Here is a 24,180-nt window from a genome sequence, read left to right as displayed (position 1 = left end):
CATTGAATGGCTTTTCGCTAGAGTTTGGCTTGTAAAGTTGGGGTAACGGGTTCGAAGTGCCGCGCGCTGCTGTATCTATTCAAGGACAGTTGCGAATGGGAGCGTTCGATTTCGTAGGTCAAGACGAAGCGTAAGTGTCGGTCCAGGCACCGAGTAGGGGGTACGAGACGTGCAGATCGACAAGCTGCCGGCCATCGAATTCATGGTCAGTGCACCGACGTTGGGGGAGGATATCGCTCGACGCTTGCGACTGCTCATTCACAGCGGCGCGCTCAGCCCCGGTGATCGCCTGCCGTCCGAGCGTGAACTGTCTCAGCAACTCGAAGTCGGTCGAGTCAGTGTGCGAGAAGCGGTCCGAATCCTTCAGGCGATGGGATACATCGAGGTGCGGCGAGGAGCCACGGGCGGATCGTTCGTTTCGGAGTTGACCAGGCCTTATGAAGACTGGGTTGGCCAGTTGAAAGCGCGAGAAGCAGACATCGACGAGATCGTCGACCTCCGTATCGGGTTGGAAATGCGCACGGCAAGCCTCGCGGCGGTCCGGCGAACCGATCGTCATCTTCTCGAGTTGCTCGAATCCATTGAGCAATTGGGGGTTTCCGGAAGTCGGGGATCGTTCCGGGCTTGTGACGCCAGGTTCCACGGCGGTATCGCCAGAGCGGCGGGAAACAGCAGGTTGGAGGCCGCTGTGGTCGAGGCTCGCGGTGAAATGTTCGTCCCCGTCGATCATCTCGTGTTCGAAGACCAGGTCGAGGCTTCGAGGGTGGAGCACAAGGAAATCTTCGAGGCGATCAAGCGGGGCGACAGCGCTCGCGCGGCGGAGGCAATGGAACGTCACATTCTGCACGCAAAAGACGAGCTCAAACGCTTGGCGCTGCAGGAAGAAGGCTGACGGGAGCGCGACGAACGGACGGTTCGTCCCGTTTTTCGCAAGTAAAAGTTTTGTGAATTGGGTCCCGAATCGACTTCAATGGTTCTAACATCGCCGGTATGACCCATACTTCCGTCAATGCTTCACATGATGCATCCGGCGATGACCGAACTCTACGAGGCTCGCTGGGTACCGGTTCGATAGTCCTCATGGTCGTTGCCGCGGCCGCTCCGCTGACTGTGATCAGTGGGCTTGTGCCGCTGGGCATTTCCGGTGGCAACGGTGCGGGCTTCCCCATGACCTTCGCCGTGACCACCGGTGTACTTCTGCTCTTCGCCGTCGGATTCACCGCGATGTCGCGTTACATCCCGGGAACCGGCGCGTTCTATCTCTACGTCGGACATGGTCTCGGCCGTGGTGCCGGTGTCGGCAGTGCGATGTTGGCGCTTGTCAGTTACAGCACAGTGCAATTGGCGGTGTACGGCTACCTCGGCCCGGCAATGAGTTCGTTGATCACCTCCTACGGTGGTCCGGAAGTGCCGTGGTGGATCTTCTCGCTCGCCTCGTTGGCTCTGGTAGCCGTCCTGGGATTTCGTCATATCGAATTGTCGGGCAAGGTGCTCGGCATCCTGTTGATCGCAGAGGTCGGGATCGTTGTCGTACTCGACGCTTTCATCATCGCCGACGGTGGTCCGGAAGGTCCGTCGACGGCAATGTTCTCTCCGTCGGATATTTTCTCCGGATCCCCCGGTGTCGCATTGGTATTCGCGCTTGCCGGCTACATCGGGTTCGAGTCGACGGCGATCTTCCGCGATGAGGCGAAGGATCCCGCGAGGACTATCCCGCGAGCGACATACGCCGCCTTGATCCTCATCGGCGGCTTCTATGCTCTCTCCAGTTGGGCGGTCGTGACGGCGTGGGGCGACAAGGGTGCAGTGGACATTGCGAGCACCGATCCCGACGGCATGTTGATCACCACTGCCACTGACTTTGCCGGAACGGTGACAGCCCATCTGATTCAAATTCTGTTGGTGTCCAGTCTCTTTGCCGCAGTTCTGTCTCTCCACAATGTCTTGGCCAGATACATCTTTGTTCTGTCGAACACCGGCGTTCTGCCGGGTGCAGGTGGGCGGACGCACCGCGTGCATGGTTCGCCGCACATCGCGTCGGTGGTGCAATCCTGCTGTGCTCTAGTGCTTCTCGGAGCTTGCATCGTCATCGGTCTGGATCCGGTGACACAGATCTTCGCGTGGTTCGCCGGCGTCGCGACGGTGGGGATCGTGGCTCTCATGTTGCTCACGTGCCTCGCCGTTCTCGTATTCTTTCATCGTACGAAGGTCGATCAGCGCCTCTGGCACACCAAACTTGCCCCGAGCCTGGGGCTCGTCGGCCTCATCGGATTCGCGATCGCCATTGCCGGAAACCTCCCGCTTCTTCTGGGCGGCAACGTTCTGGCCGTGGTGATGACCGGAGTGCTGGTGCTCGCGTTTGTCGGTGGATTCCTCTATGCGCGTCGACGCAAGCAAGTGAGCTTCGAACTCCCGTCATGAGAGGGCCTTCGGTGAAATGATGGGTGCACCCGCACTCGAGAAAGCAGGACTCCCATGACATTCGCGGATCTGGACGGCGATGAACTGTGGAGTTATCTGCAGGAGCGTTCAGGATTGCCCGGCCCGCGCGCGAACCTCGCGCTCATGCTCGAGTTCGCGCGCGGCGCCGATGACGACGACATCCTGCAGGCGGTGGAGTCCGAAGACGAATACATCCGCTGCTGTGGGATCGTCGGGCTCGGATTCATCCTTGTTCGTTCACGCGACGAGGCTGTTCTGGACAGTCTGACGGAGGCGACCACCAGTGCTTCGTGGCGTGCACGTGAAGCTGCCGCGATGGCCGTTCAAGCGATAGGCGACACGGATCCGGAATTGTTCCGGGCGATCATCGAGCAGTGGGCACGCTCCACCCATCCATTGACTCTGCGCGCAGCGGCTGCCGGGATCTGCGAGCCACGGTTGCTGAAGGACAGGACCAACGCTGCGCTGGCCGTCCAGGTGTGCCGAGACGCTACCGAGTGGATCGTCTCGCAACCAGCTGATGCCCGTCGTGACGCCGACACACGTACTCTCCGGCAGGCGCTCGGATACTGCTGGAGCGTCGCGGTCGCGGCTGATCCGGAGAATGCCCTGCCGGCATTCGTCTCCCTGGAGGCGTCGGATGACGCCGATGTCGTCTGGATCGTCCGGGAGAACCGGAAGAAGGCTCGCCTGCGCAAGGTGCTCGAAACCTGACCCGTGGACCAGAGACGTAGGTTATCCTCAGAATTAGAACCTGTTCTAACTACGAGGGGTAGACCATGGCACCGTCCGCAGAGGTAATCCGCAAGACCGTCGACGCCTACATCGAGACAGTTGCCACGGGCACTGCCGCCCAGGTTGTGGCCCTGTATGCCGAGGGTGCAACCGTTGAAGACCCGGTTGGTACCGACGTGCGCACCACCCGCGAGTCCATTCTCGAGTTCTACTCCGTGATCGAGAATTTCGACCAGGAAGCTCACCTTCAGACCCTCCGCATCGCCGGAAACGAAGCGGCATTCCACTTCTCGCTGATCACCAAGCTCGGCGAGCAGACCCTGACCATCGCACCCATCGACGTCATGACCTTCGACGACGACGGAAAGATCCTGTCGATGCGTGCATTCTGGAACCAGGAAGACATGATCACCGCCTGACATGACGGTCAAGACGATCGATGTCGACGGATTCCGTTGGCAGATTGACGATTCCGGTTCTGGGGCAGCTGTGGTTATGTGTCACGGCTTTCCCGGCCTCGGGTACAGCTACCGGCATCAGTCGGCAGCGTTGACGGAAGCGGGTTTTCGGGCGATCGCACTCGACATGCCCGGTTACGGCGGCACTACCCGCCCCGAAGCGGTCGAGGACTACACCAACGATGCCGTCGCGAACCGGCTGATCGACCTACTCGACGCTCTCGGAATCGACAAAGCGGTGTTCGTCGGCCACGATTTCGGCGCGCCGGTCGCGTGGACCACCGCTCTGCGCCATCCCGATCGTGTTGCGGGGCTTGTCTCGTTGGCGGTCCCCTATGCGCCCGACCGGTTTCCCGCAAAACCCTCGACCATCTACGCCGCGATGGCGCGCAAGCATTTTCTGCACATTCACTATTTCCAGGAACCGGGTGTCGCGGAGCGCGAACTCGACGCCCGTCCACGTGAGTTTCTTCAGCGGCTCTTCCATGCCCTCTCCGGGGCTTACCGGTACCTCGACGTCTGGAAGAACCCGTCCGAAGGAAACGGCTACCTCGACGTACTGCCCGAGGCGCCTGCATTGCCGTGGTCGTGGCTCACCGAGGACGATCTGGATGTTTATGTAAAGGCCTTTACTGCAACAGGTTTCACAGGCGGCTTGAACTGGTACCGAGCGTACGACGCCAATTGGGAACGCAGTGCGGATCTGGACGGCGCGAACGTCAACGTCCCGACGCTCTTCGTGGCGGGCGCCGAGGATCCGGTCATAGCGATGAGCGGCCCCAAGGCATTGGACCGCATGAAGGACACCGTCCCCGACCTGCGGGGTGTGCACCTTCTCGGCGGCGCGGGGCACTTCGTACAGCAGGAACGTGCTACCGAGGTCAATGAACTTTTGATCTCTTTCCTTCGGTCGCTCTAGGCGAAATCGGGCCGAAGGTCTAGCGTTGCGCAGATGCGCACCAGGATCTTCGATCGCGGTATTCGGGTAGGTATCACCGGTGCTCTTGTTGCCGGTTCGCTTCTGGCTCTGGGTGTGTCCGGTGCCGCGGCCGCGCCGCCCTGCCCTGGCTCGTCCCCCGCAATCCTCAGCGCCCAGATTCCGGGCGCGGCCCTCGAGGGTGTCACCGTGGACGGGCAGGGTCGCCTGTACACGACAGACCTGGTGAGTGGTCGAATCTTCCGCGTCGACGCGCCTGGTCAGGCCGCAGTTCCGATCGCGACGGTTCCCGGCGGTGCGGGCGCACTCGCGTGGAGCCCGGACGGTTCACTGCTGGTGGGAACCGGAGCAAACGCCGGCGTGCTGATCGGCGATCTGACGCGTGCTGCATCGGTCGCGCGGGTGGACGTGAACTCGGGTGCCGTGACGCCGATCGCCGGTGGTCTGAGCGCTGCAAACGGCCTCGCCGTCGCGCACGACGGAACGATCTATGCCACCAACGATTTCGGTTCGTTGATCGGTAAGGTCAGCCCAGGCGGTGCCGTCGACCCGGCGTGGGCGACTTTCCCGAGTGCAAACGGCGCCGCCCTGAGCGCCGATAATCGCTGGCTCTACGTCTCGCGCACGTTCGCAAACCCGGGTGTCAGCCGCATCTCCGTCGACAATCCAGGGTATTCGGAATCGTTGGTCGATCTCGGCGGTCTCGAAACCTTCTCTGCTCCAGATGGTTTGACCCTGGACTCGCGAGATCGCGCAATCGTTCCCACGGACATCAGTGGTGAGGTGTGGCGGATCGACGGACCTGGCCAGTACTGCTCGCTCACCAGCGGACTGCAGGCGTCGAGTGTGTTGACCTACGGGCGTGGCACTTCCGGATTCGCGGCCGGGCATCTCTACCGCGCTGGGTTCGACGGAAAGATCTTCGAGATTCCGGCTGGCTTCGACGCGGGCGCCCAGGCCGCGACACCGTAACGCGACACCTTCACTCGTCTTACCCACTACTGATGCCGGGACTGCCGGAATCGTCCATACTGGTCTGCATGGCGGAAACGAGTGAGATCGACGAGGCCGAAGTGGCCCTTCCCGCGATACCGCAGCCGTTGCTGACCCCGCTCACCGAAGCTGCGATCTTCCTGGTTTTCACCATCGACGAGGGTGGTGAGCAGGCAGTTCACGACGTTCTGGCGGATATTTCCGGGCTGCAACGCTCGATCGGATTCCGGGTTCCCGCCGGTGGCTTGGCCGCCGTCGTCGGCATCGGTTCGGATGCGTGGGACCGTCTGTTCGAGGGTCCACGGCCGGCAGAATTGCATCCTTTTGTCGAGTTGACCGGTGACAAACACCACGCTCCCCGCACACCGGGCGATCTGTTGTTCCACATCCGGGCCCGTCAAATGGACCTGTGCTTCGAGTTCGCCACGGTCGTGACCAACAGGTTGGCCGGCGCCGCGTCGGTGATCGACGAGGTCCACGGGTTCAAGTACTTCGAACAACGCGACCTCATGGGTTTTGTCGACGGCACCGAGAACCCGTCCGGGCAGGCCGCCTACGTCGCGGTCACCGTCGGTGACGAGGATCCGGACTTCGCGGGCAGCAGTTACGTCATCGTCCAAAAGTACCTCCACGACATGTCGGAGTGGAACTCCCTGCCCGTCGAGGAGCAGGAGAACGTCATCGGACGCTCCAAGCTCGAAGACCTCGAGATGGACGACGACACGAAACCGGCCAACTCGCACACCGCGCTCACCGTCATCGAAGACGAATCCGGTGAGCAGATCCAGATTCTGCGCGACAACATGCCGTTCGGCCACGTCGGCTCCGCTGAGATGGGTACCTATTTCATCGGTTACTCGGCGTCGCCGACGGTCACCGAGCAGATGCTGACCAACATGTTCATCGGGAATCCCGTCGGCAATTACGACCGCATTCTCGATTTCTCCACCGCCGTCACCGGAATCAATTTCTTCGTTCCGACGGCGGACTTTCTCGACGATCCCCCGGACGCGCCGACCAGGCTCGTTCCCGAAGCGACGTTCACAGCGCCCATCTCTGACGGTTCTCTCGGAATCGGCAGCCTCAAAAGGAGTGCCCAGCAATGACAAACCTGCACCGCGACCTAGCACCCATTTCGGCAGCAGCCTGGGCCGAGATCGAAGAAGAGGCGAGCCGTACCTTCAAGCGCCACGTCGCCGGTCGTCGTGTGGTGGACGTGGAGGGCCCGTCAGGTGACGATCTTGCGGCCATCCCGCTCGGACATCAGGTGCCGATCAATCCCTTGGCCGACGGCGTCATCGCACACGCTCGTCAGTCGCAGCCGGTCATCGAACTGCGGGTCCCGTTCACCGTCAGCCGTCAGGCCATCGACGACGTCGAACGCGGCGCCAAGGACTCCGACTGGCAGCCGGTCAAGGATGCCGCCAAGCAGATCGCGTTCGCCGAGGACCGCGCCATCTTCGAGGGATACCCCGCAGCCAGCATTACCGGCGTGCGGGCGAGCGGTTCCAACCCGGAATTGAAGCTCCCCATCGACGCCAAGGACTACCCGGAAGCCATCAGCCAGGCGATCACGTCACTGCGCCTGGCCGGTGTCAACGGACCGTACTCATTGCTCCTGAACGCCGACGCGTTCACCGCGATCAACGAGACCTCCGATCACGGCTACCCCATCCGCGAGCACCTGCGACGCGTTCTCGACGGCGAGATCATCTGGGCCCCGGCCATCGACGGCGCTTTCCTGCTGTCGACGCGTGGTGGTGACTACGAACTGCATCTGGGCCAGGACCTGTCCATCGGTTACCTCTCGCACGATTCGAACTCCGTCGAGCTGTACTTCCAGGAATCGATGACGTTCCTCATGTACACCAGCGAAGCCGTTGTCTCACTTGCGTAAGAGCCTTCGAAACCTCTGATGCCAGGGCGAGCGAGGCAGTTCGCCGATGTCCTGGAGGTGGGCGACAAAAGCCTGGGCGTCCGCGTGCGAAGACGTCTTCGGCCGTCCGTCCGCCCACGCTGTGAACAACCGAAGATAGCGATCGCCGAGAGTGTGGCGCACGACCGGAAGGTGGTGCGCCACTTCTCCTGCGCGCTTTCGGAGCAGTGCCGTCGAGACAACGGCAGCATCGTCTTTGTCGAAGCCTTCGGGTAGTTCGCCGCCTGCCACCAGTGCGCGAATCAGTGCCTCTTGACGCTCACCGAGCGCGCTCATGTGCGTGACCAATCGGTGCCCGCGGTGATGCGATCGAGCCCCGATGCGTCGGCGATGGCATCGAGTTCGTCGAGCAATTCCAGTGCCGGCGGATAGTTTCCGTCACGCTCGAGCATTATCGCGGGATGGTGACCGGCGGCGGTGAACTGCGCAAGGAGTTCCAGCACGGCTTCGGGCACAGGATCGGTATGCGTGTCGTGGTATTTGCCGTCGCTGATGCTGCCACCGGCGATGTGGCAGTATGCGATTCGCTCGAGTGGTAGCCGGATCAGCTCGGCCCAGGGATCACGCCCTCGGTTGAGGGCATTGGCATAGACGTTCGCGATGTCGAGAACCAGCAGAGCCCCGGTGCGGTCGACGATCTCCGAGAGAAACTCCCCTTCGGTCAACTCGTCGTCGGGCCAGTCGAAAAGGGCGGCAACGTTTTCGACGGCAAACGGCACCGGTAGACCGTCCTGAGTGCGGGTGATGTTGCGTACCAAGACATCGATCGCTTCGTAGGTGCGTGGCAGTGGGAGCAGGTGCCCGGCCTCTATGCCGCCCGCCCGCACGAATGCAATGTGCTCACTCGCCAAGGGGGCGTCCAGTAGCTGGGCTGCATGCGCAAGGTGATCGATCCGTGCCTGATCTACCGCCTCGGCCCCGCCAAGGGAGAGCGAGATTCCGTGCGGGATCACCGGAACTCCCAGCGAACCGAGGTGCGGCGGTATCTCGGTTCCGATGGATTCCGCAATGACTTCGCAGAACGCCAGGCCGTCTAGCTGCGCGATGATTCCGGATACCTCGGGACGCCAACCGATTCCCAGGCCGTACAGGGTCATTCGAGTCACCTCCCGTGTGCAACTGCTAACGGCGACTATAGACGGATCAGCCGGGCAACCAGTTGGGTCCCGGACCGTTGCCTTCTTCGAAGATCAGCCACGTTTTGGTCGAGAGAACCCCGTCGAGTCCCTGGAGTTCTTCGAGAACGGTGTGGCGTAGTTCCTGGTTGTCCGGGGCTCGAACCAGCACCAGAACGTCGAAGTCGCCGCCGAGGAGGGAGAAGTGCTCGACAAACGGCAGGGCCTTCAAGGACGCAGCCAGACCTCGCCACGAGTGCTGCCTGATCGAGAGCGCCACGTACGCCGAGGAGCCGAGTCCGGCCTTCTCATGGGCGATCCGCGTCGTGAATCCGGTGATGATTCCGGCGTCCTCGAGCCTTTCGATGCGGACGTAGGCGTGAGCGCGAGATATGTGCGCCTTCTCGGCCAGTGCACGCATGGAGATGCGACTGTCTGCGACCAGTTCGGCGATGATGCGGCGGTCGATCGCATCGAGAGCGTGCGGTTCGGTGGCCATCTGTCCATTCCTGCTTCGGTAGTCGAGTCGGTTGATGGACATATTGCTGCCCGAATCCTGATGATAGGCCGTTTGTCTTGAATCTTCGACGCCTTCTGCCATTACGTCGCCGAAGTGCGAATACTGATGGACACAACGTCTTCTGGAGGTAGAAGTGACTCTTGTCGAGCCCTTGGGGGAACTGCGGTATCAAAAGTTCCTGCCGGCCGATTCCGCGGTGCAGTACCTCGACCCTGCTGGAGAACTGACGCGCAGCGAGGCCCGCTACGCAAAACCGAGCGACGATCGCCTGATCGAGATGTATCGAAAGATGTTCCTGGGCAGACGCTTCGACCAGCAGGCGACGGCGCTGACCAAACAGGGGCGTTTGGCCGTGTATCCGTCCTCGCGAGGGCAGGAGGCATGCCAGATCGCGGCAGCGATGAGTCTGGAGCCGAGTGACTGGCTCTTCCCCACCTATCGGGATTCGATGGCGTTGGCTGCTCGGGGTGTCGATCCGGTGCAGATTCTGAGCATGCTTGCCGGCGACTGGCACTGCGGGTACGACCCGGTAGCGCTGCGCAGTGCGCCGCAGTGCACCCCGCTGGCAACGCAATTGCTGCATGCAGCGGGGGTGGCCTACGGGGAGTCCCGACGGGGCCTGAACACCGTCGCGCTGGCGCTCTGCGGCGACGGGGCCACCAGTGAGGGTGATTTCCACGAAGCGCTGAACTTCGCCGCCGTCTTCAAGGCACCGGTCGTCTTTCTGGTGCAGAACAACGGATTTGCGATCAGCGTGCCGTTGTCACGTCAAAGCGCAGCACCGACGTTGGCGCACAAGGGCGTCGGCTACGGGATCGGCAGCGAGCAGGTCGACGGCAACGATCCTGTTGCGATGATGGCCGTCATGGACGAGGCGGCGCGCTTCGTCCGCAGCGGAAACGGACCGGTGATCGTCGAGGCACACACCTATCGCATCGACGCACACACCAATGCCGACGACGCCTCCCGCTACCGCGACAGCGCCGAGGTGGAAAGCTGGCTCGGGCGAGATCCGTTGCCGCGTCTCGAAAAGTATCTGCGCGCACACGATCTGATCGACGACGCCTTCGTGGAATCACTGACCGCAGAGGCAGAAACCGAGGCCGCCACACTGCGCGCCGGCATGAACGTCGACCGCCCGCACGATCCGCTCGATCTGTTCCGGTATGTCTTCGCCGAGCAGACACCGCAATTGCGTGAGCAACAAGCCCAACTCGAAACCGAACTTGCCGCCGAAGCCGCTGACACAGGGGGACACTGACCATGCCCATGCTCACGATGGCTCAGGCCCTCAACACCGCGCTAGGTGACTCTCTGGCTGCGGACGACAACGTTGTCGTCTTCGGTGAGGACGTCGGCACCCTGGGCGGCGTTTTCCGCGTCACCGACGGCCTCACCCGCGACTTCGGCGACGACCGATGCTTCGACACTCCCCTCGCCGAGTCCGGCATCATCGGATTCGCAATCGGCATGGCCATGGCCGGTTTTCGTCCGGTCGTGGAAATGCAGTTCGACGCGTTTGCCTATCCGGCATTCGAGCAGATCGCCTCGCACGTCGCAAAGATCCGCAACCGCACCAAGGGTGCACTGTCGATTCCGATAGTCATCCGTGTTCCTTTTGCCGGCGGTATCGGCGGGGTGGAGCATCACTGTGATTCCAGCGAGGGCTACTACGCACACACACCCGGCCTGAAGGTCGTGGCGCCGTCCACGGTGGAAGATGCGTACTCACTGCTACGTTCGGCGATCGAGGACCCCGACCCGGTGATCTTCCTCGAACCCAAGAAGCTGTACTTCTCGCGAGCCGATGTCGAACTGACCGCACGGGAGCCGATCGGGCGCGCCGTCGTCCGGCGCCCCGGTCGTGACGCGACGCTCATTGCCTACGGTCCGTCCGTGGAGGTTGCACTGAAGTCCGCCGAGGCTGCTGCGGCCGAGGGCCGCGACATCGAGGTGATCGACATCCGGTCGATAGTGCCGTTCGACGACGAGACGGTCACCGCGTCGGTGCGAAAGACCGGACGCTGCATCGTCATCCAGGAAGCGCAGGGCTTTGCCGGTGTTGGTGCGGAAATTGCTGCTCGCGTGCAGGAGCGATGCTTCCACCATCTCCACGCTCCGGTGCTCCGGGTCAGCGGATTCGACATCCCCTACCCCGCGCCGAAGCTCGAGCGTCACCACCTGCCCAGCGTCGACCGTGTCCTGGACGCCGTCGACCGTCTGCAGTGGAACGACGCCCCGGACACCCGTTGGGCGGTGACGGCATGAGCAATCAGGTATTCATGCTCCCCGACCTGGGTGAAGGTCTGGCCGAGGCCGATATTGCGGAGTGGCACGTCAAGGTCGGCGACGTGGTCACCATCGATCAGATCGTCGTCGAGGTCGAGACTGCGAAAGCTGCTGTGGACGTGCCTATCCCGTTCGCCGGGACCGTCGTCGAATTACATGGCAAGGACGGCGACACCTTGAAGGTTGGCACGCCGTTGATCACTGTGAGTGGTGGCGGCAGTGTCGACGCGGTCGTTTCGGCCAACCACGAGCGTTACCGTGAAGAGGAACGCGCGGGTTCGGGCAACGTCCTGATCGGCTACGGCACCAGTGAGGATGCACCGAGACGCCGTCGCAAAGCTGCTCCGTCGGTACGCGTGATCTCACCAATCGTTCGTAAGCTGGCTGTCGACAACGATATCGACCTCTCCTTGCTCTCCGGATCGGGTGCAGGCGGGGTGATAACGCGCGCTGACGTCGAGGCCGGGTCGAACACCGGCCCGGAGACGGAAACGTCGCACGTGAGCGACCAACGCATCCCGATCAAGGGGCTTCGCAAGGTGGTGGCCGACAAGCTGTCCACCAGCCGCCGTGAGATCCCTGACGCGACAACCTGGGTCGACGTCGACGCCACCGAACTGTTGGCGGCGCGAGCCGAGATCAACAAGTCACTGCCCGATTCCGACAAGATCAGACTGATGGCGCTCCTGGCTCGGCTGACCATCGCGGCGTTGGCGCAGTACCCCGAACTGAACTCGTCGGTCGATACTGCTCGAGGCGAGATCGTTCGACACGCCCGCATCCACCTGGGAATTGCCGCACAGACACCGAAGGGATTGATGGTACCGGTCATTCGAAATGCCGACACCTTGAGCACTGTCGAACTCGCACAAGCACTTCGGGTGACCACCGACCTTGCGCGCGACGGCAAACTCGAACCCGCCCGCCTGACCGGCGGCACGTTCACGCTCAACAACTACGGGGTATTCGGGGTTGACGGATCGACTCCGATCATCAATCACCCCGAGGCGGCAATTCTGGGGATCGGGCGCATCATCGACAAGCCGTGGGTGGTGAACGGCGAGTTGACCGTCCGTAAGGTCACTCAGATCTCGTTGAGCTTCGACCACCGCGTCTGTGACGGAGGCGAAGCCGGTGGATTCCTGAGGCTGTTCGGTGACTACATCGAGAACCCGATCCGCGTCCTGGGAAGGCTCTGATGACCAAGCCTCCGATGACCAAGCCTCCGATGACCAAGGCTCCGATGACAACTGCAGAACAGCACATTGATGTCGTGATCCTCGGTGGAGGATCGGGCGGCTATGCCTGCGCCATCCGCGCCGCCCAACTCGGATTGTCGGTCACGCTGATCGAGGCGGACAAGGTCGGCGGAACGTGCCTGCACCGCGGATGCATCCCGACCAAGGCGCTGCTGCATTCCGCCGAGGTCGCCGACTCGGCACGCACCAGTGAGCAATTCGGAGTCCGAGCATCTTTTGACGGCATCGACATCGCGCAGGTGCACGACTACAAAAACGGGACAGTCGAGCGGCTGTACAGCGGTCTGCAAGGTTTGTTGGCGCAACACAAGATCACTATCGTCAACGGATACGGAACGTACGTCGGTGGGCGAAGCATCGACGTCGACGGAACCCGCTATACCGGAACATCACTCGTACTGGCCACCGGATCGTATCCGCGGGAACTGCCCGGCATCGAACTCGGCCGCCGGATCCTCACCAGTGACCAGGCGCTCGAACTCGACCGGGTGCCCACCAGCGCGACAGTGCTCGGTGGCGGTGTCATCGGCGTCGAGTTCGCGAGCCTCTGGCGCTCGTTCGGCGCCGAAGTCACGATCGTCGAGGCACTCCCGCGACTGATCGCCGCGGAGGACCCGTGGTCGTCGAAGCAGCTGGAGCGGGCTTACCGGAAACGCGGAATCGTCTGTAAGACAGACACAAAGATCGTTTCCGCGAAAGAAGCAGCCGATTCGGTCCGCGTCGAACTAGGCGACGGAACGATATCCGATACCGAACTACTGTTGGTCGCCGTCGGCCGCGGACCCCGCACGGGCGGTAACGGTTTCGAAGAAAACGGAATCAGCCTCGACAAGGGTTTTGTCGTTACCGACGAACGCCTCCGTACGTCCGTGGACGGTGTGTACGCGGTCGGCGACATCGTGCCCGGTCTTGCGTTGGCGCACCGAGGTTTCCAACAAGGGATCTTTGTGGCTGAACAGATCGCCGGGAAGGATCCGATACCGGTCGCCGAACACTTGATTCCTCGCGTGACGTACTCACATCCCGAAGTTGCATCAGTCGGACTCGGCGAAGAGGCGGCGCGCAAGCAGTACGGTGACGTCTCCACCGTCGTCTACGACCTGTCGGGTAACGGCAAGAGTCAGATCCTGCGAACCACCGGGGGAATCAAAGTGATTCGCAGCGGAACCAGAGGTCCCGTCGTCGGCGTCCACCTGGTAGGCGACCGGGTTGGTGAACTGATCGGTGAGGCGCAGTTGGCCGTCGCCTGGGAAGCACTTCCCGATGAAGTGGGGCGTTTCATCCACGCGCACCCCAGCCAGAACGAGGCGTTGGGCGAGGCCATGCTCGCACTCGCGGGAACACCACTGCACGCGCACCGCTGAACCATGACCAGAAGAGGATCTGCAATGAGCATCGACGACGAACTGCGCTGGGACGGTGAACTGACCGTCACCCGACATGATCGGGAGACCGACACGACCTTTGTGATCCGAATCGACTCCACCCGTCTGGGACCGGCGTCGGGTGGCACGCGGGCGGCGCATTACCCCTCGATCGGTCACGCGCTGGCGGACGCCGGGAAGCTGTCCGGCGCAATGACTTTGAAGATGGCTGTCTCCGACCTGCCGATGGGTGGCGGGAAGTCGGTGATAGCACTGCCCGCACCGCGCAATCGGATCGACTCGGCGACTTGGTCTCGTATCCTCGACATTCACGCGGAGAACATCGACAAGCTCGAGGGAAACTACTGGACCGGTCCTGACGTCAACACCAACTCTTCCGACATGGATCAGCTCAGTCGCACCACCAAGTACGTCTTCGGGCGTTCGGTCGACAATGGTGGCGCCGGTTCCAGCGCGCACGCCACGGCTCTGGGCGTGTTCGAAGCGATGAAGGCCACGGCGCGTCGTCGTGGACTCGGAACACTCGACGGCCGAAAGGTGCTGGTTCAGGGGCTCGGCGCCGTCGGCGGGGATGTTGTGCGTCTCGCAGCGCAGGCTGGGGCACGCCTGCTTGTTGCCGATACGGACCCGCAGCGCCTCGAGGCGGCTTCTCTTGCGGGGCACACGATCGTTCCTGCGGACGAGGTACTTCGAACGTCGTGTGACCTCTTTGCTCCCTGTGCGATGGGAGGCATCATCGATTCCGCTGTTGCTGCGTCGATTCCGACTCTGGCCGTGGCGGGCGCAGCAAACAACATCTTGACCGATGCCGCTGCGGGCGAGGTTCTGCGAAGCCGCGGGGTTCTCTGTGCCCCTGATTTCGTGGCGAACGCAGGCGGAGCCTTTCACCTCGTGGGGCGAGAAGTCCTGGGGTGGAACGAAGACGACGTCGTCGAACGAACCCGAGGGATCGGTCGAACTCTGGACGAGGTGTATTCGTTGAGCGAGGAACGTGGCATCACTACCGAGGCCGCAGCGCTTCTGCTCGCCCGGACGCGGCTATCCCCCGCATCCACCACCGCCGCCGCCACATCCGCCACCCCCGCTGCAGCTGCCGCCTCCCCCGTCTGAACCGCCACCGTCCGAACCCCCGCTACTTCCGCTGCCGTCGGCACCGATTCCGGCGGCGGAGGCCAAGGCGGGATTGATCATCAGCATCGCCGAACCGGCGAAGAGAGCGGCGGCCATCCCCGCCAAGCGTGGTCCGTAGGCAGAGAAGGCAGGCTTGTTGCGCGGGGACAGGTAGGCGTGTGCCGTGGTCAGTTCCGAACGTGCCGCATTGCCCGAGGTGGTGCGATCGAAGTTGAGCCCGAGCAGCGGGATGCTGAACCCGGTGGCGAGTACGGCGAGAATCAGAAACTCGACGGGCTTGTCGTTGTGCAGTCCGAAAGCAATGCGGACGATACCCACGGCCACCAGGATCTTCAGCGGAACTGTGGAGAGAAAGATTGAACGCCTGGTGCTGTCGGAGGTCAGGTATCCCCGGTCCGCCAAAGAGTTTCGTAGGCGAGCTGTTTCCACCGTCATGCGCTCGGCGAGTTGCCGCCGACGATGGGGTAGGGCCTGCTGGGCCAGGCGCTGGTACACGGTGAGGGTGTACCAGTCCAGGGTCTCGTCGCCAGGGCCCAACGGGCGCAGGACAGCGCCGTCGGTGGTGATCAGATCAGCGCTACGCAGGATTGCCAACGATGCTGCGATGGCGCGTGACTCGTCTGTCAGCATGCCGACTTCCGGAGGGGTCAGTTGCTCGGCGGAATACCCGTGCCCGGCGGAATACCTGCACCGGCGTGCCCGGATCATCAGACGCCACCCCAGAGTGAGAACCATGAGCGTGGCCGAAACGGCTATGTAGCCGTAGAGGAAATCCTCGCTGGGGATCCCCCACGTGTCGGCTGCATGCGTGCTCATCCCCCACACCCCCCGCCGCCGCAACTGCTACCGCTGCCGCCACCGCCGTCCGAGCCGGACGATCCGGATGAGGAGCCACAACTGTAGTAGCTCGAACCCCCGCCGCCCGGGCTGTACGCGGCGCCCGCAGCCACCGCTCCCGCCAGCGCGGGATCGATCAGAACCAGAGCGCCCGAACCGAAGAGCGCCGCCGAGAGTCCGGCGAGCGAGGGACCGTAGCTCGTGTACGCGGGCCGCAGTTTCGGTGAGAGGTACGAGTTTTCGTGCTTGAGGCGTCGAAGCTCGCTGTCGCCCAAAGCTGTCCGACGACGCTTGATGCGGAGAAGTGGAATCATCAGCGCGAGAACGATGATGGTGAGGAGCAGAAACCCGACCGGCTTACCGCCGGCGATGCCGGCGACGAGACGGACTACGCCGAGACCAATTACCGCCAGGATCGGAACGGTCCGAAAGGCAGCAGTCAGCCCGTCCTGCGGGCGTTGCAAGTATCCCTCGTCGATCAGCGTCGTACGTAGTTGTGTGAGTGCGACGTTCAGCCGTCCCATCAGACGCACCTGCCGCAGCGGGACCTTTCCGTTGCCGAGTCGCTTGTGCACGGTACGGGTGAACCAGTCGAGACGACTCTTGTCCTCCGCAGTGAGTGCCAGCTTGGTCTTTCCTTCGGTGCTGATCAGTTCGGCGCTACGCAGAATAGCCATCGACGCCAGAACGGCCTGGTAGTCACTGGTCAAGGCACCGATCTCGGGAGGAGTGAGCGGCCGACGGACCGAGTCGACGACCACGGGCGACCGGCGCGCAGTCATTCGGCTGTACAGCGAGAGTCCGATCGCGACGGCAGCCGCCACCAGGTACCACTGAAGGAAAGTCTGGCTGGGGATCCCCCACGTGTCGGCTGAGTAGTAGTTGTTCACCGCACTCACCCCCCACAGCTCACGGTGCTCGAGAAGGTCGAGCAACTGGACGGTGAAGACCCGCCGCCGCATCCGGGTGCCCAACCGCCGTCGCGACCCGGACCGAAGAGTGCCGCGGCAATACCCGCCGACGTCGCCCCGTAGGTAGCAAACGACGGTTGGAAATTCGGTGTGAGGTAGGAGTATTCGTCCTTCAGGCGACTCAATTCGACCTGGCCGAAACGAGTGCGTCGGCTCAGGCGGAGAAGGGTTACGACAATCAGGGCGAGGCAGACGACCACGAGCGGAAGGTATCCCACCGGGTTCTCGTTCACGACAGTGAATCCGGTCCTGATCGTGCCGACCACGGCGACGACAACGACCGGTACCACGGACAATCGCGTCAAAGTGTGTTCACGATTGCCGTTCAGGTAGCCGGCCTGCACCAGGTCGCTACGAAGCTCCAACAGGGGCAGCGGAAGTGTCGGCACGAGCCGGGAGGGCACGGCAGTTCCACCGGCGTCGTCGATCCGCTGGCGGACGATGCGGGTGAAGCGGTCATGCTGACCCTGGCCGGCAGAATATGCAGCACTCTCGAGTTCTGCCACGGCAGCGCGTACCGCACGCTCGTCGCTGGTCAGTACACCCATCTCCGGTGGTGTGAGTGTGCGCAATGCAGGTGTGGGCTTGCGCATGGCGACGCCTCTGATCACAAGTGCGATCACCACAGCTCCGGTGGCAGCGGCGACGTACCACCCGAGGAAAGCCTCGGTGGAAATTCCCCACGTATTCGTATGATCATGCATCGCACACCACCTCTCGATGAACTCCTGAGAACCAGTCCAGTCTCTTTGTCCGACAACTGATGTCAGTATCGGGCCAGTACCGGGAAAAGCGATATCCGGGTGGCCATCGTCATCATTCCGTTACCGGCGAACTGGGGATTTACCGGCCGGTAGGTCGAAGCACGATCTCCGTGGGGTGTGCGTCGGACGGTGTTTCGACGGCAGTGAGTACGGCACGCGCCACAGTGGAGGCCTTCAGGAAGCGTTCCGGGTCGTACTCGTCGCCCTCGCCGGCGACGATGTTGCGCTGCATGTCGGTGTCGATTCGACCGGGGTGAATGGAGGTGACCCGCAGTGCCGGCTCTTCCAGACGTAGGGCGTCTCCGAAGGCGCGCAGGGCGAACTTGCTGGCCGCGTACGAGCCCCAGCCGGCGTTGGCGCGCAGTCCGGCACCGGAATTGATCAGTACGACGTGGCCACCGGCTGCCCTGAGGGCAGGAAGGAGGACACGAGTGAGTTCGGCGACGGCGATGACGTTTGCCTCGAGGGTGCGTCGCCACTGATCGACCGAGGATTCCTCGATGGTTCCGATGTCGGCCACGCCGGCGTTGTGTACCAGCACGTCTAGCGTCGTGATGGAGGAGGCAGCGACCGCGACGGCGGCGTAGTCCGTGAGGTCGAGGGGTAGAGGCGTCGATCTGGGCAGTTCGGCGCAGATCGGCTCGAGGGCCTGCGCGGATCGTGCACCGAGCAGCAGGTCGTGTGTCGGCGCCAGTTCGCGTGCGATGGCAGCTCCGAGGCCGCGACTGGAACCGGTGATCAAGGCAGTAGGACGCATGGTCCGAGCCTATCGAGTGTGAATTGTTCGGCTATACGAACTTGTGTATTTGTTTACCCACATATTAGAGTTCGACCATGACGACTCGCGACGCGAAGAACTTCCGCCGCCTGGGAATTGCCGCCCTCGCCGCCCTGCTTCTCTCCAGCTGTTCTGCGGTGAATTCCGGCTCCGACGACGACCGCCCGGTGGTGCTCACCACGTTCACCGTGCTGTCGGACATCGCCCAGAACGTTGCCGGCGATCACCTTCGCGTCGAGTCGATCACCAAGGCAGGGGCGGAAATTCACGGCTACGAGCCGACGCCCGGAGACATTCGGCGGGCGAGCGAAGCCGATCTGATCCTCGACAACGGCATGAACCTCGAGGCGTGGTTCGCGAAATTCGTCAACGGTCTGGACGTGCCACACGTCGTGGTCAGCGACGGTGTCGAAGGCATTCCGATCGCCGGTGACGCGTATGCGGGCAAGCCCAATCCGCATGCATGGATGTCTCCGTTGAATACGCAGATTTACGTCGACAACATGGTGACTGCTTTCAGCGACCTCGACCCGGACAACGCCTCGGCATTTGCGGAGAACGGCGCGAAGTACAAGGCGGAACTGCAAGCAGTTCAGGACGGCCTGGTCAGTGGCCTGGCGGCATTGCCCTCAGGTCAGCGTGCACTCGTCAGTTGCGAGGGTGCGTTCTCCTATCTGGCCAGGGACGCGGGACTCAGCGAGGCCTACATCTGGCCGGTCAATGCCGAGCAGCAGGCGACGCCGCAGCAGATCATCGCCGCGATCGACTTCGTCCGGGCCAATTCCGTTCCCGCGGTCTTCTGCGAGTCGACGGTCTCGGATGCCCCCATGCAGCAGGTTGTCGGGGCGACCGGTGCGAAATTCGGAGGGACGCTGTACGTCGACTCGCTGTCCGAAGCCGACGGTCCCGTGCCCACCTACCTGGACATGATTCGCCACGACACCGACGTCATCCTCGGCGGTCTGACCGGCGGTAAATCATGAACGAAGCCATTCGCGTCGAAAACGTCAGCGTTCACTACGGCGAGGTCCACGCACTGGACCATGTCGATCTGACGTTGAATTCCGGAAGCGTCTGCGGACTGATCGGTATGAACGGTTCAGGAAAGTCGACCTTGTTCAAGGTGATCATGGGAATGATCAAGCCGGACAACGGCTCTGTGAGAATCGCCGGTCTCGACGCAGCCGCTGCGCGCAAGAGCGGGCGCGTCGGATACGTGCCGCAGAGTGAAGACGTCGACTGGACCTTCCCGATCAGTGTCCGTGACGTCGTGATGATGGGTAGGTACGGCCACCTCGGGTTCTTGCGACGTCCGCGGCGTGCAGATCGCGAGGCGGTGGCAGAGGCCCTCGAGCGGGTAGAGCTCACAGAATTTGCGGATCGTCAGATCGGTCAGCTCTCGGGTGGTCAGAAGAAGCGCGCCTTCGTCGCACGCGGTGTCGCACAGGACGCGTCGATACTGTTGCTGGACGAGCCTTTTGCCGGCGTCGACAAGCGTTCCGAGGCAACGATTTCGACGCTGCTACGAGAGTTGGCTTCCGACGGCCGATCGATCTTGGTCTCGACTCACGACCTCCACGCCGTGCCGAAACTCTGCGACGAGGCGGTACTGCTCATGCGCAAGGTCCTGGTGCACGCCGACCCGGACACCGTGCTTCAACCGGAAAACCTCGCCCTGGCTTTCGGTCTCGACGTGATGGACAGGACCTGATCGATGAACCTCGTTGAACTGCTACTTGATCCTCTCCAGTACGGATTCATGGTGCGCGCGTTGGCCGTTGCGGTTGTGGCGGCGGTTGTCTGCGCGGTGCTCAGTTGTTGGTTGGTGCTCATCGGGTGGTCACTGATGGGCGATGCCGTCTCGCACGCTGTCCTGCCCGGTGTTGTCCTCGCCTACGTCGTCGGCGCTCCATTTGCCATCGGGGCCTTGATCTTCGGGCTGATCGCCGTCGCATTGATCGGACTGATCCGTAACACCAGCCGCGTCAAGGAAGACGCCGCGATCGGTATCGTCTTCACGACTCTCTTTGCGTTCGGTTTGGTTCTCATCTCGGTGACCCCCAGCCAGACCGATCTCAACCACATCATTTTCGGCAACCTGCTGGGGGTGAGCTCGTCCGATCTTCTGCAGGTCGCGATACTCGGCGCGTTGGCGTTGAGCATTCTGTTGATCAAGCGTCGCGATCTGACGTTGTTTGCCTTCGACCCGATCCATGCCAACGCGATAGGTCTTTCGCCTAAGCGTCTCGGAGCGCTGCTACTCGGCGTCCTCGCACTCACGTCCGTTGTGGCGCTGCAAGCTGTCGGAGTCGTGCTGGTGGTGGCGATGCTGATCATCCCCGGCGCGACGGCCTACCTTCTCACTGACAAGTTCTCGCGGATGCTGGTGATAGCTCCGGTGGTTTCCGCAATCTGTGCGATTTCGGGTATCTACGTCAGCTACTACCTCGACACAGCTTCCGGGGGCATGGTTGTGATGACGCAGGGCATCGTATTCGCCCTGGTGTACCTGTTCAGCCCGTCGCAGGGGGTCATCGCGAAACGGACTTCGCAGCGGCGTAGGACCCGAGCGGAATACAGCGCCGTGGCTTGACGGGCGGTCTTGATCGTTCGTCCAGTTAACAATCCGCTACCAAATCGGGTAGGTTCGTACGGGCATTCGTCACCACAAACATTCCGGCCGCAACGATGCCGGCTGCTAGACAATCGGTGGTGACGCCTTGAACACCGATGGGCCCTTCGATGACGCAGTTCCGAGCACGACGCACGTGGCTGGTTCTCGGCGTCGTTGTTGCGGTCATCGTCCTCGCCGGATCCGGGCTGCTCAGCCCACGAACCTCGGTTCTGGTGGACGATGTCGCCCAGCTCATCGGCGGCGCCACTGCGACTGCGGTTTGTTGGTGGACGTCGCGGCGCCATCACGGAGTCGAGCGTCGTTGGCGAACTCTGATGGCTCTCGGTATGGCCGGCTGGACCCTCGGAATGTTCTTCTGGGCGTTCTACCGCTCAGTTCTCCACGTACCACTTCCGTCGCCGTCGATCGCGGACATCGGTTTCTTCATGTTCCCGGTGTTTGCCGTACCGGCGCTTCTGTCGCTGGTACGTGAGTCTCCCCGGCGTGAGGCGATCGGCCCGATCCATCTCTGGCTCGTGCTGACGCTCGACGGGCTTGTCGTTGTCGGTGGATTGTTCATCCTCACGTGGACGACCGCCCTGGGTGCCGTCGTTCATACCGGTCCGACAGGGTCTCTCGGGTTTCTTGTCGCGGTGATGTATCCAATCACCGACTTCGTTCTGATCGCGATGGTCTTGCTGATGGTCATCGGACCGAAGGCCGTTGCCGAGATCCGCGAACCGCTGACGTTCCTCGGGTGCGGGTTGGTGATGCTCTCCCTTTCGGACAGTCTGTACGCGTACTTGGTGGCGATCGGCGCCGAGAGTATGCCGACCATCGCCGATGCCGGGTTCATCGCGGGGCCGCCGTTGATCGCCTTGGCGGCGCTGACGAAGCGAACCGAGCCTCGGAACCGCGACGCGCCACAGCAGTGGCGAAGTGATCGGACTCAGTTGCTGCTGCCGTATCTGTTGATCGCGGTGATCGCGACGATCGTGTCTGTTCAGGCACTGATCGTCGGCAATCTCGATGCCGTGGTCGTGATACTCGGCGTCGGCGTGCTGGTTCTCGCGCTGGTGCGCCAGATACTCACGCTCCTCGAGAACGACGCGCTCCTCCAACAGATCTCCGCTGCGCAGGACGAGCTCTGGTACCGAGCGCATCACGACCCACTCACCGAGCTCGCCAACCGGGCCGCGTTCGACGAACACTTCGCGAGCGCCATCGAGAACTACCGCCTCACGAACTCCGATTGGGTGCTGATGCTTGTCGATCTGGACGACTTCAAACAGGTCAACGATCGTTACGGGCACCCGGCCGGTGACCGGTTACTGGTTGCCCTCACGGCGCGTCTGCGCGAAGCGGTTCCCGAGAGTGCATTTGTCGCTCGATTCGGCGGCGACGAATTCACCGTGCTTCTGCAGGGCCCGATCGACGACGCCGTCGTCGTAGCCCGCCGGATCGTCGACGCGCTCAGTTCTGATCAGACTGCAGAAACATCGGTGTCGGTGGGTGCGAGCGTTGGTGTCGCGAAGTTCGAGTTGGCGGACGAGCCGCTGAGTGCACACGCTCTTCTCCGCCGAGCCGATGCGGCGATGTACGAGGCGAAGAGAAGCGGAAAGGGCGCTGTTGTCGTCTACTGCGATCGCCGCGAAGACTAGCGCCGTAAGAGTGCGAAGATCGTTGCCGGTGAACCCGATCCGGCCTTGTTGATCGCGCCACCGACAAGGATGCTCGCCCCGGTGGTTGGCAGGGCGGCAAGATTGTTCAAGTTCTCCAGGCTGATTCGATGCTTGTCGTACAGGAGCGTCGAGACGGGGTAGGTCTCGTCGTTTCCGAGGTCGGGACCGAAGGTGTCGGTTCCCAATGCTCCGCGGGTGCCCAAGCGTCCGGTGTCTATCAGCCACTGCGCCGCGTCCACCGAGAATCCGGGTTGGTGGGTGACACCCTCGGCATCGGCATTGGCATATTCTTCGCTACCCCAGCGCGATTCCCAACCGGTCCAGAGAACCACGGCCGCTCCATCGGGGATCTTGCCGTTGCGCCTTTCCCACTCCTGAAGGTCCGCGACCGTGAGCGCATAGTCCGAATCGGCGGCAGCCTTGTCCCGGATGTCGATCTTCACTGCGGGAAGGAAGAGGTCGGCCGGATCGAGTTGGTCGGCTGTGAGTCCACCTTCCTGAAAGTGCGCGGGTGCGCCCCAATGTGTGCCCGTGTGTTCACCCTCCTTGACGTACTGGAGGTAGTAGCCGTCGTCTGCGATGGTTGCCGCTGTGTCGAGAGTGAACGCGGGATCGCCGGGAAAAATCGGCGTCGTCGCGGGGTCGTTCACGTGGGAGAGCGAAACGACTTGCAACAGCTCATCCAACGGGGTTGTTGCGTCTTGGCTGCTTCCGGAACTGCTACCCATGTCGATCACCTGAGGCCCCGCTACCAGCGCCAGGCCTGTGGCTGCGCGCTGAAGTAACTGTCGTCGTTTCATCGATCCCCCGCCAATTTGCCCGAATTGAGAGTGTTGCAATCACTTTCGCTCCTTGAACACTAGGACAGAACCTTAGGCTGCTGCCGACCATGACGACCACTCCACATCGCGGACGGCTATCACCTGTCCGTGCGGTCGGTGATCTACGTACTGCGGATACTTTGCGGCCAAAGCGTCGATTGCGCTCTCGGACTCCTTGGTACCGGGGCCGAGGACCTCCGCGCGTCCGTCGACGCGGACCCACCAGAGCGCGGACCAGTTGTCGTCGTAATGATCGACGAGCAGGCTCGCACGCCCTGTCTCGGTGATGTTCCGGAGCCTGCGAAGTGCGGTGGTGGTCTTCGGTTTGTGGTCGACGCAGGAATAGACGGTGTCGCCGACCAAAACGAATACCAGCGGCACGATATGCGGAACGCCGGCCGCATCTGCCGTTGCCAGGTGAGCCACCCGCGCGGCTTCAAATCGTGCTCTCGGGTCGTCCATATTCACAGCGTAAGGGGATCAAGGCTTGCCGCGAGCCGCTGCTGACGGAAC

At 62.4% G+C, this 24,180-nt stretch carries 26 protein-coding genes; 17 read left to right on the top strand and 9 right to left on the bottom strand.

Going from position 1 to position 24,180, the window contains the following annotated elements:
• Window positions 1–169: 169 nt before the first annotated feature.
• From GJB56_RS22160 to GJB56_RS22125, 8 genes are all read left to right on the top strand, one after another.
• On the top strand, window positions 170–892 hold the full coding sequence (locus GJB56_RS22160; RefSeq protein ID WP_021332595.1) for a FadR/GntR family transcriptional regulator: 723 nt from the start codon (window positions 170–172) through the stop codon (window positions 890–892).
• A 98-nt stretch (window positions 893–990) separates the two neighbouring features.
• Entirely contained in the window at window positions 991–2,421 is a 1,431-nt protein-coding gene (locus GJB56_RS22155) for an APC family permease (RefSeq protein WP_037136903.1), read from the top strand.
• A 54-nt stretch (window positions 2,422–2,475) separates the two neighbouring features.
• Window positions 2,476–3,156: a HEAT repeat domain-containing protein gene (locus GJB56_RS22150; protein WP_046379705.1), complete on the top strand. Its 681-nt coding sequence runs from the start codon at window positions 2,476–2,478 to the stop codon at window positions 3,154–3,156.
• A 65-nt stretch (window positions 3,157–3,221) separates the two neighbouring features.
• Window positions 3,222–3,596, top strand: a complete 375-nt coding sequence (locus GJB56_RS22145) for a nuclear transport factor 2 family protein (RefSeq protein ID WP_003942502.1) — start codon at window positions 3,222–3,224, stop codon at window positions 3,594–3,596.
• A gap of 1 nt (window position 3,597) precedes the next feature.
• Complete coding sequence (locus GJB56_RS22140) at window positions 3,598–4,554, top strand: alpha/beta fold hydrolase (protein WP_019746174.1); 957 nt, start codon at window positions 3,598–3,600, stop codon at window positions 4,552–4,554.
• Window positions 4,555–4,587: 33 nt separating this feature from the next.
• Window positions 4,588–5,544, top strand: coding sequence for an SMP-30/gluconolactonase/LRE family protein (locus tag GJB56_RS22135; RefSeq protein WP_046379703.1), 957 nt, complete (start codon window positions 4,588–4,590; stop codon window positions 5,542–5,544).
• A 68-nt stretch (window positions 5,545–5,612) separates the two neighbouring features.
• Complete coding sequence (locus GJB56_RS22130; RefSeq protein WP_044480584.1) at window positions 5,613–6,671, top strand: Dyp-type peroxidase; 1,059 nt, start codon at window positions 5,613–5,615, stop codon at window positions 6,669–6,671.
• Complete coding sequence (locus GJB56_RS22125) at window positions 6,668–7,462, top strand: family 1 encapsulin nanocompartment shell protein (RefSeq protein ID WP_113683368.1); 795 nt, start codon at window positions 6,668–6,670, stop codon at window positions 7,460–7,462. Before GJB56_RS22130 ends, GJB56_RS22125 begins: the two co-directional genes overlap by 4 nt.
• Here GJB56_RS22125 and GJB56_RS22120 read toward each other — a convergent pair.
• From GJB56_RS22120 to GJB56_RS22110, 3 genes are read right to left on the bottom strand one after another with little or no spacing between them, the layout of a single operon-like run.
• Window positions 7,451–7,777 carry a hypothetical protein gene (locus GJB56_RS22120; RefSeq protein ID WP_020971456.1) on the bottom strand — a complete coding sequence of 109 codons (327 nt, stop codon included), beginning with the start codon at window positions 7,775–7,777 and terminating at the stop codon, window positions 7,451–7,453. The genes GJB56_RS22125 and GJB56_RS22120 overlap by 12 nt on opposite strands.
• Window positions 7,774–8,598: a DUF692 domain-containing protein gene (locus GJB56_RS22115; protein WP_113683367.1), complete on the bottom strand. Its 825-nt coding sequence runs from the start codon at window positions 8,596–8,598 to the stop codon at window positions 7,774–7,776. The genes GJB56_RS22120 and GJB56_RS22115 overlap by 4 nt, the downstream gene beginning before the upstream one ends.
• Window positions 8,599–8,644: 46 nt before the next feature.
• Window positions 8,645–9,115, bottom strand: coding sequence for an Lrp/AsnC family transcriptional regulator (locus GJB56_RS22110; protein ID WP_020971454.1), 471 nt, complete (start codon window positions 9,113–9,115; stop codon window positions 8,645–8,647).
• 154 nt (window positions 9,116–9,269) lie between these two features.
• On the opposite strand from GJB56_RS22110, the gene pdhA reads away from it, so the two are divergent.
• Genes pdhA through GJB56_RS22085 form a run of 5 tightly spaced genes read left to right on the top strand, consistent with a single transcriptional unit; the run spans window position 9,270 to window position 15,179 of the window.
• Entirely contained in the window at window positions 9,270–10,397 is a 1,128-nt protein-coding gene (gene pdhA, locus GJB56_RS22105) for a pyruvate dehydrogenase (acetyl-transferring) E1 component subunit alpha (protein ID WP_113683366.1), read from the top strand.
• Between the two features lie 2 nt (window positions 10,398–10,399).
• Window positions 10,400–11,404 (top strand): alpha-ketoacid dehydrogenase subunit beta, encoded by a 1,005-nt coding sequence (locus GJB56_RS22100; RefSeq protein WP_113683365.1) that lies wholly within the window; start codon window positions 10,400–10,402, stop codon window positions 11,402–11,404.
• Window positions 11,401–12,624, top strand: coding sequence for a dihydrolipoamide acetyltransferase family protein (locus tag GJB56_RS22095; protein WP_113683547.1), 1,224 nt, complete (start codon window positions 11,401–11,403; stop codon window positions 12,622–12,624). Before GJB56_RS22100 ends, GJB56_RS22095 begins: the two co-directional genes overlap by 4 nt.
• A 14-nt stretch (window positions 12,625–12,638) precedes the next feature.
• On the top strand, window positions 12,639–14,048 hold the full coding sequence (gene lpdA / locus GJB56_RS22090) for a dihydrolipoyl dehydrogenase (protein ID WP_195849627.1): 1,410 nt from the start codon (window positions 12,639–12,641) through the stop codon (window positions 14,046–14,048).
• A gap of 24 nt (window positions 14,049–14,072) precedes the next feature.
• Window positions 14,073–15,179, top strand: a complete 1,107-nt coding sequence (locus GJB56_RS22085; protein WP_113683364.1) for a Glu/Leu/Phe/Val dehydrogenase family protein — start codon at window positions 14,073–14,075, stop codon at window positions 15,177–15,179.
• Here GJB56_RS22085 and GJB56_RS22080 read toward each other — a convergent pair.
• The 4 genes from GJB56_RS22080 to GJB56_RS22065 all read right to left on the bottom strand — a co-directional run bounded on the left by GJB56_RS22080 (window position 15,108) and on the right by GJB56_RS22065 (window position 18,529).
• Window positions 15,108–16,016, bottom strand: coding sequence for a TIGR04222 domain-containing membrane protein (locus GJB56_RS22080; RefSeq protein ID WP_113683363.1), 909 nt, complete (start codon window positions 16,014–16,016; stop codon window positions 15,108–15,110). The two genes, GJB56_RS22085 and GJB56_RS22080, sit on opposite strands and share 72 nt — an antisense overlap.
• Window positions 16,013–16,927, bottom strand: coding sequence for a TIGR04222 domain-containing membrane protein (locus GJB56_RS22075; protein ID WP_230091045.1), 915 nt, complete (start codon window positions 16,925–16,927; stop codon window positions 16,013–16,015). Before GJB56_RS22075 ends, GJB56_RS22080 begins: the two co-directional genes overlap by 4 nt.
• 5 nt (window positions 16,928–16,932) lie before the next feature.
• Window positions 16,933–17,712: a TIGR04222 domain-containing membrane protein gene (locus GJB56_RS22070; RefSeq protein ID WP_020909823.1), complete on the bottom strand. Its 780-nt coding sequence runs from the start codon at window positions 17,710–17,712 to the stop codon at window positions 16,933–16,935.
• A 139-nt stretch (window positions 17,713–17,851) separates the two neighbouring features.
• Window positions 17,852–18,529 (bottom strand): SDR family oxidoreductase, encoded by a 678-nt coding sequence (locus GJB56_RS22065; RefSeq protein WP_021332580.1) that lies wholly within the window; start codon window positions 18,527–18,529, stop codon window positions 17,852–17,854.
• A gap of 77 nt (window positions 18,530–18,606) precedes the next feature.
• Here GJB56_RS22065 and GJB56_RS22060 point away from each other — a divergent pair, with 77 nt between their 5' ends.
• From GJB56_RS22060 to GJB56_RS22045, 4 genes are all read left to right on the top strand, one after another.
• Window positions 18,607–19,533: a metal ABC transporter substrate-binding protein gene (locus GJB56_RS22060; protein WP_113683361.1), complete on the top strand. Its 927-nt coding sequence runs from the start codon at window positions 18,607–18,609 to the stop codon at window positions 19,531–19,533.
• Window positions 19,530–20,261, top strand: coding sequence for a metal ABC transporter ATP-binding protein (locus GJB56_RS22055; protein WP_113683360.1), 732 nt, complete (start codon window positions 19,530–19,532; stop codon window positions 20,259–20,261). The genes GJB56_RS22060 and GJB56_RS22055 overlap by 4 nt, the downstream gene beginning before the upstream one ends.
• Before the next feature lie 3 nt (window positions 20,262–20,264).
• Complete coding sequence (locus GJB56_RS22050; protein ID WP_113683359.1) at window positions 20,265–21,143, top strand: metal ABC transporter permease; 879 nt, start codon at window positions 20,265–20,267, stop codon at window positions 21,141–21,143.
• Between the two features lie 149 nt (window positions 21,144–21,292).
• On the top strand, window positions 21,293–22,825 hold the full coding sequence (locus GJB56_RS22045) for a GGDEF domain-containing protein (RefSeq protein WP_113683358.1): 1,533 nt from the start codon (window positions 21,293–21,295) through the stop codon (window positions 22,823–22,825).
• On the opposite strand, the gene GJB56_RS22040 is transcribed toward GJB56_RS22045, so the two are convergent.
• Both GJB56_RS22040 and GJB56_RS22035 read right to left on the bottom strand, forming a co-directional pair.
• The gene (locus GJB56_RS22040) at window positions 22,822–23,574 is read right to left on the bottom strand and encodes a cyclase family protein (protein ID WP_195849626.1); all 753 of its coding nucleotides are present in this window, start codon (window positions 23,572–23,574) and stop codon (window positions 22,822–22,824) included. The genes GJB56_RS22045 and GJB56_RS22040 overlap by 4 nt on opposite strands.
• A 144-nt stretch (window positions 23,575–23,718) precedes the next feature.
• Complete coding sequence (locus tag GJB56_RS22035; protein WP_031330968.1) at window positions 23,719–24,129, bottom strand: TIGR03668 family PPOX class F420-dependent oxidoreductase; 411 nt, start codon at window positions 24,127–24,129, stop codon at window positions 23,719–23,721.
• Between the last annotated feature and the right edge of the window lie 51 nt (window positions 24,130–24,180).

Origin of the sequence: Rhodococcus sp. AQ5-07 (assembly GCF_009707305.1) — a bacterium.
GTDB lineage: Bacteria > Actinomycetota > Actinomycetes > Mycobacteriales > Mycobacteriaceae > Rhodococcus_F > Rhodococcus_F erythropolis.
This window is presented reverse-complemented; position numbering and strand designations above follow the sequence as displayed.

Coding starts and splice junctions, on each gene's coding strand:
- GJB56_RS22155 (WP_037136903.1), top strand. CDS start 991: ATGACCCATACTTCCGTCAATGCTTCACATGATGCATCCGGCGATGAC.
- GJB56_RS22150 (WP_046379705.1), top strand. CDS start 2,476: ATGACATTCGCGGATCTGGACGGCGATGAACTGTGGAGTTATCTGCAG.
- GJB56_RS22145 (WP_003942502.1), top strand. CDS start 3,222: ATGGCACCGTCCGCAGAGGTAATCCGCAAGACCGTCGACGCCTACATC.
- GJB56_RS22140 (WP_019746174.1), top strand. CDS start 3,598: ATGACGGTCAAGACGATCGATGTCGACGGATTCCGTTGGCAGATTGAC.
- GJB56_RS22135 (WP_046379703.1), top strand. CDS start 4,588: ATGCGCACCAGGATCTTCGATCGCGGTATTCGGGTAGGTATCACCGGT.
- GJB56_RS22130 (WP_044480584.1), top strand. CDS start 5,613: ATGGCGGAAACGAGTGAGATCGACGAGGCCGAAGTGGCCCTTCCCGCG.
- GJB56_RS22125 (WP_113683368.1), top strand. CDS start 6,668: ATGACAAACCTGCACCGCGACCTAGCACCCATTTCGGCAGCAGCCTGG.
- GJB56_RS22120 (WP_020971456.1), bottom strand. CDS start 7,777: ATGAGCGCGCTCGGTGAGCGTCAAGAGGCACTGATTCGCGCACTGGTG.
- GJB56_RS22115 (WP_113683367.1), bottom strand. CDS start 8,598: ATGACCCTGTACGGCCTGGGAATCGGTTGGCGTCCCGAGGTATCCGGA.
- GJB56_RS22110 (WP_020971454.1), bottom strand. CDS start 9,115: ATGGCCACCGAACCGCACGCTCTCGATGCGATCGACCGCCGCATCATC.
- GJB56_RS22100 (WP_113683365.1), top strand. CDS start 10,400: ATGCCCATGCTCACGATGGCTCAGGCCCTCAACACCGCGCTAGGTGAC.
- GJB56_RS22095 (WP_113683547.1), top strand. CDS start 11,401: ATGAGCAATCAGGTATTCATGCTCCCCGACCTGGGTGAAGGTCTGGCC.
- lpdA (WP_195849627.1), top strand. CDS start 12,639: ATGACCAAGCCTCCGATGACCAAGGCTCCGATGACAACTGCAGAACAG.
- GJB56_RS22085 (WP_113683364.1), top strand. CDS start 14,073: ATGAGCATCGACGACGAACTGCGCTGGGACGGTGAACTGACCGTCACC.
- GJB56_RS22080 (WP_113683363.1), bottom strand. CDS start 16,016: ATGAGCACGCATGCAGCCGACACGTGGGGGATCCCCAGCGAGGATTTC.
- GJB56_RS22070 (WP_020909823.1), bottom strand. CDS start 17,712: ATGCATGATCATACGAATACGTGGGGAATTTCCACCGAGGCTTTCCTC.
- GJB56_RS22065 (WP_021332580.1), bottom strand. CDS start 18,529: ATGCGTCCTACTGCCTTGATCACCGGTTCCAGTCGCGGCCTCGGAGCT.
- GJB56_RS22060 (WP_113683361.1), top strand. CDS start 18,607: ATGACGACTCGCGACGCGAAGAACTTCCGCCGCCTGGGAATTGCCGCC.
- GJB56_RS22055 (WP_113683360.1), top strand. CDS start 19,530: ATGAACGAAGCCATTCGCGTCGAAAACGTCAGCGTTCACTACGGCGAG.
- GJB56_RS22050 (WP_113683359.1), top strand. CDS start 20,265: ATGAACCTCGTTGAACTGCTACTTGATCCTCTCCAGTACGGATTCATG.
- GJB56_RS22045 (WP_113683358.1), top strand. CDS start 21,293: ATGACGCAGTTCCGAGCACGACGCACGTGGCTGGTTCTCGGCGTCGTT.
- GJB56_RS22040 (WP_195849626.1), bottom strand. CDS start 23,574: ATGGGTAGCAGTTCCGGAAGCAGCCAAGACGCAACAACCCCGTTGGAT.
- GJB56_RS22035 (WP_031330968.1), bottom strand. CDS start 24,129: ATGGACGACCCGAGAGCACGATTTGAAGCCGCGCGGGTGGCTCACCTG.